This is a genomic window from Paenibacillus ferrarius (genome assembly GCF_002027705.1).
Taxonomy (GTDB): domain Bacteria; phylum Bacillota; class Bacilli; order Paenibacillales; family NBRC-103111; genus Paenibacillus_E; species Paenibacillus_E ferrarius.
The window spans coordinates 1-12,889 of sequence record NZ_MBTG01000073.1 but is presented as its reverse complement, the minus strand read 5'-3'; the positions used below and the strand labels follow the sequence as shown (position 1 = coordinate 12,889).

Annotated in this window: 6 protein-coding genes; 1 reads left to right on the top strand and 5 read right to left on the bottom strand. The window is 42.7% G+C overall.

The features are described 5' to 3' along the window. The first annotated feature begins 105 nt into the window (after positions 1-105). Entirely contained in the window at positions 106-1,986 is a 1,881-nt protein-coding gene (locus tag BC351_RS40270; RefSeq protein WP_079421318.1) for a beta-L-arabinofuranosidase domain-containing protein, read from the top strand. Positions 1,987-2,164: 178 nt separating this feature from the next. Here the strand turns inward: BC351_RS40270 and BC351_RS40265 are convergent, their stop codons facing one another. The 5 genes from BC351_RS40265 to BC351_RS40230 all read right to left on the bottom strand — a co-directional run bounded on the left by BC351_RS40265 (position 2,165) and on the right by BC351_RS40230 (position 12,343). Next, entirely contained in the window at positions 2,165-2,374 is a 210-nt protein-coding gene (locus BC351_RS40265; protein ID WP_079421317.1) for a hypothetical protein, read from the bottom strand. A 116-nt stretch (positions 2,375-2,490) separates the two neighbouring features. Further along, positions 2,491-9,264, bottom strand: coding sequence for a family 43 glycosylhydrolase (locus BC351_RS43750; protein ID WP_244209349.1), 6,774 nt, complete (start codon positions 9,262-9,264; stop codon positions 2,491-2,493). A gap of 268 nt (positions 9,265-9,532) precedes the next feature. Then, a complete protein-coding gene (locus BC351_RS40240; RefSeq protein ID WP_079421316.1) occupies positions 9,533-10,579 on the bottom strand; it encodes an ABC transporter substrate-binding protein in 1,047 nt (348 codons plus the stop codon). A 23-nt stretch (positions 10,580-10,602) separates the two neighbouring features. Continuing rightward, the gene (locus tag BC351_RS40235; protein ID WP_079421315.1) at positions 10,603-11,331 is read right to left on the bottom strand and encodes a methyl-accepting chemotaxis protein; all 729 of its coding nucleotides are present in this window, start codon (positions 11,329-11,331) and stop codon (positions 10,603-10,605) included. A gap of 34 nt (positions 11,332-11,365) precedes the next feature. Next, positions 11,366-12,343, bottom strand: coding sequence for a PDC sensor domain-containing protein (locus BC351_RS40230; protein WP_079421314.1), 978 nt, complete (start codon positions 12,341-12,343; stop codon positions 11,366-11,368). Positions 12,344-12,889 lie beyond the last annotated feature (546 nt).

Here is a 12,889-nt window from a genome sequence, read left to right as displayed (position 1 = left end):
CGTACAAAACAACTTCCCTTTTGACACATAATCAAACCTTATGCTATTTACTTGAATTGCGCACTCGTAATAAGCTTTTATTACCATTGCGAGAGGATGATCGTTTTGAAAGCACTCACCAACCCTGCCACTTTAAGGCATTTCGAGCTTAATCAAGTCCAATTATGGGACGATATTCTTACTAATGCATGTAAGAAAGAATGGAACTATTTGACCAGCTACGAAGCAGACCGCCTTCTTGCAGGCTTCCGCGAAACAAAGGGCTTGCAGCCGAAAGCAGAAAAATACCCGGGGTGGGAGAACACTGAAATTCGGGGCCATACGTTAGGCCACTATTTGGCTGCTGTCTCACAAGCTTATTCGCAAACAAAAGATAAGGATATGCTTGCGAGAATCGAATACCTTGTTGCAGAATTAGCCCAATGCCAACAGGATAGCGGTTATCTATCCGCTTTTCCCGAAACGTTGTTTGACAATGTAGAGAATCACAAACCCGCTTGGGTGCCATGGTATACCCTGCACAAAATTATTGCAGGCCTGATTGCCGTCCATCATGCTACACAGCTGCAGCAAGCATTTCATGTCGTGAACCGTCTGGGCGATTGGGTGGCGAACCGCGCCCTCGCATGGACAGACGAAGTCCAAACTACCGTGCTGGCTGTGGAATATGGCGGCATGAACGATTGCCTGTACGATCTTTACAAGCTGACAGGAAACAGCCGCCATCTTGAGGCTGCCCATCGGTTCGATGAGGTCAGCCTGTTCGATGCGCTTCGGGAGAGAAGAGATGTACTGAAGGGCAAACATGCCAATACGATGATTCCGAAGTTTATCGGAGCATTGAACCGGTATTTGACACTTGGGGAAAGCGAACGCAGCTATTTTGAAGCGGCCGTTAACTTCTGGGATACCGTTGTTTACCATCACAGCTACATCACGGGCGGTAACAGTGAGTGCGAGCATTTCGGCGAACCTGATGAGCTGGACAGCAAACGTTCCGATGTCACCTGCGAGACATGCAATAGCTATAATATGTTGAAACTGACCAAAGAGCTGTTCAAGCTTACGCAAGATATCAAATATGCTGATTTTTACGAACGAACTTATCTGAACGCCATCTTGTCATCCCAAAATCCGGACACTGGCATGACAATGTATTTTCAGCCCATGGCAACCGGATATTTCAAAGTCTACAGCTCCCCGTTCGAACATTTCTGGTGCTGCACCGGTACGGGGATGGAAAGTTTCACCAAACTAAATGATAGTATCTATTTCTATGCCGATAACCAGCTATATGTCAATCAGTTCGTAAGCTCGAAGCTGCTGTGGCAGGAGCAACATGTGACGATTACCCAGTCCACCTTACTGCCCCAAACCGATATGGTTCGTCTAACAGTCGAAACGATGGAGCCAAAGCAGCTTGCCTTGCACATTCGTGTCCCTTATTGGGCGGCAGAAGCGATTGAAATGACAGTTAACGGAGAAGGTGTTTCACCTGTCATAGAGCGGGGTTATGCGATTATTAACCGGATTTGGCAGGATGGCGATACAATTGGGCTGCGAATTCCGATGAAGGTTGTCTATTCCCGCCTGCCTGATTCGTCTCATGTCATTGGGCTCCAATATGGCCCGGTTGTTCTAAGCGCAGCACTTGGCACCGAAGATATGGTCGAATCGAAAACCGGTGTTATCGTCAACGTTGCGACCAGGCGAATGATCCTCAAAGATTATATCGTCCCGCAAGGAATGAGTGTCGAGGAATGGCTTCGAAGTTTCGATGATCATGTGATTCGTCTAGGCCAAGATTTGGCGTTTGCGCTTAAGCATACAGATGAAGATGAGCGGCTTGTCTTTACACCGCACTATAAGCAACATCATGAAAGATACGGCATCTACTGGAGCCTACTGGACGTAGGGTCTGAAGAGCTGAAGAAGCATGTGAAGAAAGCGGAACGGGAACGGAATCTGAGAGTAAGGAAGCCGTAACCATTAAGTTCATGCCGCGCGAAATGGAGAATGGCATCTATGGCGTTCTTCGTACAATTAAACATACGACTTAAGAAAAAGCTGAAAAAGTCATCATTGCAGTTTTTTTGCAAAGATGACTTTTTGTGATTTACTTCTCCGTTGATCGATCAGATCATTGCGTCTTCAGCCGTTCGAGTCAGCACTGTGTCTGATCGGCGGCGATTACAAGGATACTCTCTTGTATACAAGCATAAGCAGTAAAAGAGAGCCCGTTTTCCGAGGAGAGCTCGTTTTCACTTATCAGCTTTTCCTTCATCTTGAGAAGAAGCCCTTTCGCGTTACTATTATCAACTTTGACTGATACGGTATATTGATGCTTTTTTTGGATTGCATCTATTTCCAACATATATAAATCCCTCCCATAATAAAGTAATAAGCACTTTCATCTTAGTGCAATTATTTGCCCTATCCCTTGCTCGGAAGCAATGTTTAAGGGATAGGGCGCACTATTAGTTTATGTGATCATGAAAGCAAATCAGATTTCCGTAACAACTGTTGTACCAACTTAGCAACCTCAGCTCTTGTAATATAAGCTTTTGGTGCAAGCGCAGCTTCGTCTCTTCCACTTACAATGCCCGCTTGGATGCTATCAGCAATGCCACTCATTGCCCAAGGTGCACTTTCTGTTGCATCTGTGTAACCACGTAATACATCAGCGGCATTGTGGTTTGTGAGTTTCGCTTTCAAACCGGTGATCGCCATCGCTTTAGCCATAATAACCATGGCCTGCTCTCTGGTAATTTTGTCTCCAGGACGGAAGGTGCCATCCTCGAAACCGTCAATAAGATGGCTGGATTGAGCCGTCATGATTGCACTACTATACCAATCCGCAGCCTTTACATCGGAGAAGTTCGGTGTTCTATTCTCCAACTTCAAACCCAATCCTCGAACTATGATGGCAGCAAACTCAGCACGAGTAATATCTGCTTCGGGATTAAATAGATCATTGCCAATCCCACTAATGATCATTCTTGACCCTAAATTGTTCACAGCATCTTTTGCCCAGTGCGTCGAGACATCAGAGAATGCTACTGGATGCCAAATCAGAGAGTACGTACTGTTCGTTAAACTGCTAACCTCTGCATAATACTTGCCGTCTATGATGACAAGTTTAGTTGGTACATGACGAACAGTGCCATCCGGCTCTACAACAACTGCTGTTGTAATTTTATTCGGATCTACGCCATCCGGAATGGCAATCGTACGTTTCACATAGGCGTTGAATTTAGATAGATCGATGATCTTGCCGCCGTATGCAGCTCCAACTGTAAAGTCGATCGACGGCACAACAAGCGTAAACTGATCTTTGTCTGCCGCATTCTCCACCACTTTAACCATATCTGCTGTTGGCTTCGAGATTTTAATTTGTATCGTAATGTCTTGCAAAGCCACTGAATTGCCGACTTGACCAGAGATCGCGGGAATATCGATCAGCTGTGAAGGCAGGGTATACGTTGCACGATCTGTTTTAATCTCCAGATCTGCTTTATTTTCTTGCAAGCTTTTGACCATCTGAGCGTTCAGCTGCCCAATCACAATATCGGAATTGTTAGTAACTCGCACAGTAATGTTAGCCTTTTCCCCTACCGCTGCGAGCAATTGAACCAATTTCATCTGGTCAATTGTAATAGTCGTGACCGTTTGGCCATTAGCTTGGGTTGTCGCTGTATTTCCTACACTCTCTTTCTTGCCATTTACTAGAATGTCTGCCTCTTTACCGCTAGACTCTGGTGTTGTTGTAGTACTGCTACCACCGTTGTTACCGCTGTGATTATTGTCATCACCACCACTACTTAAAGGACTCACCGTAATAATCGTTTCGGCTGTCTTCTTCGTGCTTCCAGCGATGACTGTTAATTTAAGCGTTCCCGTACCGGCAGATACTCCTCTAATTGTAACTTTATCTTGGTTGCTTTCGCCTACAATGCTAATACCACCATTTGCTTCCCATAGATACGTTGCGCCTGTTACACTAGTTGGATTGATCATGGAGTTAAAAGTTATTTGATCATTCACTGTAACCGATTGCGATCCACCTGTGATAGTGACTGCTTGTAAAGGATTGACAGGGTCGACGCTCGATGGAGACACCGTAATCGTCGTTTCGGCAGTCTTTTTCGTGCCTCCGGCATTGACTGTTAATTTAAGCGTTCCCGTACCAGCAGAAACTCCTCTGATTGTAACCGTAACTTGGTTGCTTTCACCTACAATGTTAATGCCACCACTTGCTTCCCATAGATACGTTGCACCCGTTACACTAGTTGGATTGATCATGGAGTTAAAGGTTAATTGATCATTAACTGTAACCGATTGCGATCCGCCTGTGATAGTGACTGAGTGTAAATAATCTACAGGGTCGACGCTCGATGGAGATACCGTAATCGTCGTTTCGGCTTTCTTCTCCGTCCCCCCCGCAAGAACTGTTAATTTAAGTGTACCTGTCCCCGCATTGGTTCCTTTGATTGTTACCGAATCCTTGCGGTTGTCTCCTATGATGCTAATACCGCCACTAACTTCCCATAGATAAGTTGCCCCCGTTACGCTAGATGGATTGATCATGGAGTTAAAAGTCAATTGATCATTCACCGTAACCGATTGGGCTCCCCCTGTGATATGGACTGATTCTAACGGAATGACCACAGGCCCTGGTGCCTTCACGTTGAATTTCCAATAGTCCATATTAAATAACTTACTTCCTGATCCAGAGAACATAAAGAAGATATTATGAATACCTTTGACATTCTCCACATCCGTTTTCAGCAGCTGCCATACTTGATCTCCACCTGTTGGAGCGACATCAAGGGTACCAATAACTTTACCAATCGGACTATCCAGACGTATTTCTACTTTACCGCCTACTGTCGATGCCATGTTCGCTTCAAATGAAGCTGCTCCTTTGTCACCGAAGTCTGCGTTTGACACAGCAAGCCAGTCTCCATTATTGATATCTGTAACATCAAGGTTAAGGCTCGCTAGCGGGTTACCTGGCGCTGTGCTCACCTCAGTAAGTATACCCGCGTTCCAAGCAATCGTTTCCGCCTCAACTCGCGAATACGGGTCAAGATTTGCTATCTGGGATACACCTTTCATATCCCCCTTAATATCCTTAATTAATCCGTTATCGTAATACTCAACCTTATTAATATGAGGAGAACGATATCCTTTGCCATCCCCTACGACAGCTTTACTGACCGTTTGAGCATGGTAGACCACATACCACTGATCATTAAATTCAAAAATCGCATGATGGTTATTACCGCCAACGCCAAAGAATACAGATGGGTTTTTCAAGATCGGTGAAACGTAAGTAAACGGACCCATCGGACTATCACTTACCATGTAAGCAATTTCTCCTGGAGGAGGTGTTCCATCCGGGTGTGTACCAGAGAAATTAGAGCAATAAGAGTAATAATATTTGCCATTGTATTTGTGAATACCTGAATCTTCAAACATATAAGGCGCATCAATTGTAACAGCTGCCCCTGCCATATGAATCATATCATCAGCTAACTTCACTACTCTAGCCGTTTTCGGATGTGCAATTTGCTCTGGGGTTGGATTCGGATCTCCTGGTATACCCCCACCAAAATAGAGATAACCAGTTCCATCATCATCAACCAATACGGCTGGATCAAATAGCCATGCTACACCTGGAACTCCAGGGCTGTTACTAGTAATCAACGCTTGGCCCAGTGGATCAGTCCACGGACCAATCGGACTATCCGCAGTGAGCACACCAATTCCACTAGCACCATTTGCGAAATAAAGGAAGAATTTATCTACACCATTAATTTTCTTATGTGCTGCTGCTGGCGCCCAAGATAGATCTGCCCATTTGGCAACACCCGCGCCATTATTCACATTATTCTTTCCAGCTACGGGGATTGCACCATGATCTGTCCAGTTGACCATATCAGCTGATGAAATCACAAATATTCTATTCAAATTGCTAAATGAATTATCTTTGATTTTTCCATTTGCATCATACTCATAATCGTCACTTGACATATAAATGTACACTCTGCCGTCATAAACCATCGCAAACGGATCTGCTCCTAATTTATGACTCATAAGCGGGTTCGCATACCCTGGAATTTTGGCATATGCATTTGTAGGCAGTTGCTTTAATCCAATGTTTGAAACGGTATTGTTAACATTGTATCGAACATTTCCACCATCAACTTTGATGTAATCCGTCTTAATCTGAACGGTTTGATCAGCAGGGACAAAACCATTAACCTTTAGCTTAATTGTTGCGAACACATCAGAAGATTGATTGTTTGCAAAGTTTACGGTATTTCCAGTTACATGTAAAAGCAATTGATTGTTGGCAAACGTATAGGAAGTATCTCCAACAATATTAGCCTTATTAAAGTCTACACCCGTTACAGTAAGCTCCTTCGGTATATTCAAGGAAGCTGAGATTGCTGAATAATTCCCATTCGGTAAGGCATTCATTTGGACTGGAACTTGCAGCTCGATATTCTGAACTCCAATTACATTCGGTACATTGGCTAAATTTGCTTGAAGTACTGTTGCAGGCGAATTCGTGCCTGTCAATTTATCATCTATTCTAAAATAGTCAAAATCAACAATACCTCCTGTTGTTTTCGTTGCATAGTTGAATAAACCGAAACGATAGCCCATAAAATGAGGCAATGTATAATGCATTTGCAGCGTATTCCCTATCGCAGTCCACGTTAAGCCGTTAAGGCTGTAATAGAAATAAGCCTTATCTGTCTGATTTTTATAGTCAAAATCAATTTTAAAATATACATTATCCTGAGTGACAGGAATACTAGCTTTTTCAACTGGCGTTCCAGAACTGCCATCCACCATAACAATGGATTTCGAAGTCCCACTCATTTTTATCCCTACAAACCCGTACTCCTTTTGGAATGCAGCGAGCCCCGCATAATCGCCATCCTTCATCTTGCTGATATCCAGTGCAACATTTCCTGAGCTTTCTGGACCAAATGTTCTCTGAGTCAATGTATTTCTGGCATCAAGAATACTTGTACTCTTTCTTCCGGTAGTAAGTCTTAGATAGCCAGGACGCTCCGTAAGGGACCAGTGGTTATTATCGGGATTATGATTCCATTGCCATACTAATCCAAGATTAGATCCATTGTAATCATATTCCCCGTTCTTCGCTTTATCCAAACCGCCAGTGGGCGTAGCATCTATTAAGGAAATATCATCGACATAGAAATCCATTAAATCATTCGTCAGATCTTGCGCTGCTGTCCAGGAAGTTTCAATAAATATACGAGGTTGATTAAAAACAGCATTGTCAGGAACTGTATAGGTGCCTTCAATTGTGCCCCATACACCTTTGGTCATGACGCCAGATCCAAGAACCTTAATCGTCTGCCAATCTCCATCTTGGATATCGAAATTAAATACTCTCGTAGCAGGACCTGCGTTATATTTCACTTTCGCTGAAAACTTATATTTACTTCCAGCCGTTACTTTTCCGGTAACAAACTGTTGCACGCCAGCTCCAGTTGCTGCCCTTCCACTAATAAATAAACTGTTGGTGCCGCTAAAATGCTCATTCGTTGATACCGCAACCGTTGCAGTGTCATGTTTTTCCCAAGGAGTTAGCCCCTTTTCCATCTTACCATTCGTCAAAAGATTCCCGTCAGGTGTAACATCCACGAAAGAAATATCATCGGCATAGAAATTCATTAAATCATTCGTGGGATCTTGTGCTGCTGTCCAAATTGTCTCAATAAATATACGCGGTAGAGTGAAGGTTGCATCCGCCGGAACTGTATAGGTTCCTTCAATTGTTCCCCATTCACCTTTGGTCATAACGCCTGATCCAATAATCTTGATCGTCGTCCAATCTCCATCTTGGATATCGAAATTGAATTGCTTCGTAGCAGGACCTGCGTTATATTTCACTTTCGCTGAAAATTTATAGATAGCCCCAGCTTTTATTTTTCCAGTAACAAATTGTTGCACACCAGCACCCGTAGCTCCCCTGCCGCTAATATATAAACTATTGGTTCCGCTAAAATGCTCATCTGTTGTTACCGCAACCGTTGCAGTATCATGTTTCTCCCATGGTGTTAACCCGTTCTCTATCCCACCGTTTACCAAAAGTTCTGTTCCCTCATTTATAGGCAGTGGTGTCACAGGTGTTGTCACTGTCGGTGATGTGGTTGAAGAAGATGAGGTATTGATAACGGTATGCGAAGCCCCAATTTTTTGGGAGCTTTGATAGAATTCATCAGAAGCTACCCAATTGTTCTTAGATGCTGCACCGATAACGGGAATCGCCATACTTTGTGGAACCGTACCGTTAATGCCGAATACTGGCCAACCATCATTCCATGTAACTGGCACTAGGTAAGGTATGCGTCCGACTGAGCCGCGGTCTCCAAACAACATTGCATACCATTTGCCATCAGCGGTATCAATAATACCGCCTTGTGCAATACCAGCATTGTTTAAGGCAACTTTGCCTTCATATACACCGTCAATACGGTCTGCTCGATGCATGATTTCAACACGACCAGAATTCTTAGGCCATGTAATATTGAATACGTAATATTTACCGTTAATTTTTTGGATATGCGTGCCTTCAGCTGGAAGACTGACATTCTCCGCTGTACTTGCAACTAGACTTGCATTAGGAATAATGACTTTATTAAGGCCGCCTGGTTTGATTGCGGTTGCGTCTGGAGTCAGTTCAATTGCTTTAATATCACCGCCGCCATAAACCATATAGACACGTCCATCATCATCAAACAGCAATGACATATCATGATAAACGCCATCAAGCTCTGAATGGGTCCATGGCCCCTTCTCTATATCTGTTGTTTGATAGATATAGGTTTTGCCGGTATCATAGGAAGGAAATGCTACGTAATATTTGCCATTATGATATCTTAGGCTGCTTGCCCACGAACCTTTCCCATAATTGTCTTTTCCATTTCTAAGTGCTTGTTCATCATTATCAGCAAGCATATCGTAAACATAATTGACGATTTCCCAGTTTTTGAGATCATATGATTTCATAATAGGAACGCCAGGGTTCATATGCATGGTTGTGCTGCTCATATAATAAGCATCGCCTACTCTGATCACATCGAGGTCTGGAACATCAGCCCATATAAATGGGTTCTCTAAGGTGTCTTCATTGGATTGCGCATATATCGAAGCACTTGGTACAACACTTAGCAATAATGTAAGCGCTAATAAAAATACGGTTAGCTTCTTGCTCATATGCATAAGACTCCTCACATGTTTCTTTTTCATTTCCATTTATTACACTCCTTTTTAGTAATTTGTATGTAACAAATTACTATGCTGTGATAATTACTGTTTACAGTTTAACTTAAACGTAATCATTTCAGAATGTAATTTCTTATTCCAAAAGTGAAGATTTCTATGAATTAAACATGCTAGATTTCCCCCATATTTGATCGTTGAAAAGTATACATTTACCGTAAAAAAACAACGCAAAATTTAGGTAATCATTCCTTTTTTTCCTCTAATAACTTCTAGTTGCAATCTCACCCGCCGCAGTTACCTGTGTAAACACATTTTCTGGCGTAACAATTCGTTTAGGCAAGGTGCTGCCTTTCAGAATTTCCTTCACAGCTTGAATAAGATTAGGGCCCAGCAACGGATTACACTCAACGACTAAATTAATTTTGCCCTCATTCATCTTCTCGAGCGCTTTCCGAGTTCCATCTACGGTGATGACTACAATATCTTTGCCCGGGACTAACCCGTATTCTTCAATCGCCTCTAGGGCCCCGAACGTCATATCATCGTTATGGGAATATAAGACACGAATGTCCCTTCCTTTTTCTTTTAGAAATTTCTTCATTACTTCTTTACCTTTCGCAACGGTGAAATCCGCGTTCTCACTCTTCAAAAATTGTAAATCAGAGCGTGAAGAGATGACGTCACGGAATCCCTTCCCCCGAGCAATGGATGGCGTTGATCCCTCCGTACCTTTTAATTCAACAATGCCTATAGGTTTATTCGATTTGGGGAGTTTATCCAATAAGTACTTCCCTGCTTTCCGACCTTCCTCATAAAAATCAGAACCAATATGTGTCACATACAGTGATGGATCAGTGACATCGACAAGGCGATCAATAATAATGACTGGAATTCCTGCTTGTTTAACTTCTTTTAATATATAGTCCCATCCCGTTTCCACAACAGGAGCAATGGCGATCACATCGACTTTCTGTTTGACAAACTCTCGAATGGCCTCTATTTGCTTCTCTTGCGATTGCTCTGCATTTTGAAATATGAGTGTAACATCTGACTCAATTGCGGAATTTTTAATTGAGGACGAATTGGCAATTCGCCACTCACTTTCTGAACCTAGTTGTGAAAATCCTACGACGGGTTCCTTACTGATGGGAGTCGCAATGGAAACAACATGACTATCTTCCTCCACATGATTAGCAGACTCCTTTACTTGAGCTTGCTCGCAGCCAAAGAACAGCAATAGAAAGCTCATTGTCATGATAAGTTTCGTAAGTGCAAATAACGTCGTTTTCAGTTTACTGAAATGCATAAATTCATGTTCCCCCTACAAAATTATTCCGTCTGAAAGTAAGACATTTGTCTCTCTAATTGGCCAGATATCAGATTCAGCCTAGCGGAGAGTTCCAACAATTGATTACCAATCGTTAACTGCGTTGAACAAAGTGAGGCGACTTGCTCTGTTGAAGCTGATGATTGTTGCGATACTGCAGATACTTCGAATATAGCTTGACCAAGTATCGTTTGTACATCGTTTAATTTATCCAGGGAAACTGTAACATCCGATGAACGAGTTATTAACTGATTCATTTCTACTTGAATTCTCGCAAATAATTTATATACACCATGTACCTCTTGATTCATATCTTGAAAAAAGGGAAGTGTATCCGATATCGCTCCTACTGTGGATTCTACCTCTTGTAATATAATATCCGTAAATTGCCCCACGTCACCTATGGAAGCATTTGATCGTTCTGCCAGCTGACGTATTTCGTTCGAAATGACTTTGAAACTTGCACCTGCGGCGCCCGCTCTAGTTGCCTCTATCGATGCATTTAGCGACAATACTTTCGTGGAGTTTGCAATCTCTTTCAACAATTTCAGAATGGAGCGAACGGAACTTGCCGATTCCTGAAGACTGGTAACTTTCCGTGCTACGTTACGTAAAAGAACAGTTACCGAGCTTCCTCCCTCACTGCAAACATGATCTACCTCTTGCGCTGAACTTGCCATATTATATTGAAGCGACAATACATCCGATAAGGACCTACCCATTTGTTCCATACGTGAAGTACCTTCCTCCGCGTTGGACGCCAAGTCAATGGCGCCGCTCGCTCAATGCGACGAGAATGTTCAACCCAATAAATAAATAAGTCATATGTTGAATTTTACTAACAGAATGGGTTAACTCACCTAACGGTGCACTCGCTATGAAGGTCCAATTACTGACTGCAGATTGGCGATAAGCAAGCAAATTATTCAATCCTCTGGTGCTTTTATCTATGAAGCTACCTGAAGCTGTTGAATTCGCAGGTAATGAAACATCATGAAGGTTCGACACCCTGTTATTGCTCAAGATCATCTTGCCAGATTGCGTTGTAATAAGGGTTTCAGCACCTTCACTAAGTTTAAAGCCGTCTACCATCGATTGTAAAACGTTAGCTTCTATTTGAACAAGTAAGATGAAATCATCAGAGCCAACATTATTTTTCCCTAGTAATCTCCCATAAGCAAAGAGGGGTTTGGGCGAATCGCCTAAATACCCTTTTTCTTCAATAGGCATCCAGACAGGCTTACCGTTCGCACTACGAATAGTTTGAATCCAATTAGCCGTTCTTAGCTTTGAATTCACTCCTTCTCGTTCCGTACTAATGATTTCAAGTGAATTTTGAACAGGTACGAGTGTGATATCCCGAATACTCTGATCAGATAACGCTAACTGGTCGAATAGATCTCTCATTTCGGAAGTTCTTCGTTGAAGCTCAGCCTTACCTATCCCTGCATTAGAAATTTGAAATAAATTTTTAGTAAACGTGCTATCACTTATGAGTTGATTCGATAAATCTACGTAAAATTGTTGCTTCATATCTAATTTTTCACCAGCAGTTGTGACTAAATCCTGTGAGCTTTTTTTCATTAGATCTATGATTGCGTTTTCAGCGATATTTGAAGAAAATATGCCCATACCTGCAACAGACATACCTAGGGAACAAAAAAAGATGAGGAATAATTTTGTGCCTATAGATCGACTTGGCAGTTGAAAGAGCATACGCACCATGATTTTTAATATTTGCATGTAAGTTCCTCCGAGTAATGGCATTTACATAGATATCAGGTTAAAACTAAGAAAAACGGCTTCGCCGCCCTGTCTCTTATTAGCGACAAAACCTGTTAAGGGAACTAGAGGACGCTATTTTGGCAAATAGCAGGGTTGCTAGGGCAATAGCGGAACTACAGGGTCTTATTTCCACCAAAAGAGCTGAATTTCCCAGAAAACAGCAAAATAGCGGACTGTAGTTCCCTCCCTCTGTTCTTAGCGTTTTTCTTGCATATACTCGCTCATTCGTAGGATTACATCATTCTTGAAGCAGGGTTCTCTAGAAGATGAGGGAGCTGTTTCTCTAAAATCATCAAGAGGGCATGCGGGAATAGAGGAAGTGTTATTAATTCCTCATTTTCCCATATGTGCACGTTTGACTCCACGGTCTCTTGGTGGTTTACCCTCCCATGACTCAACGGGTCGCAGCCCTTACATTCCTTCGTTATACCTGTCCAAGAGGTGGAGGCCGAGATGCTCTAGTAACGGGTCTGTGCCCTTTGGGAACTACTACTCGGTACTTCC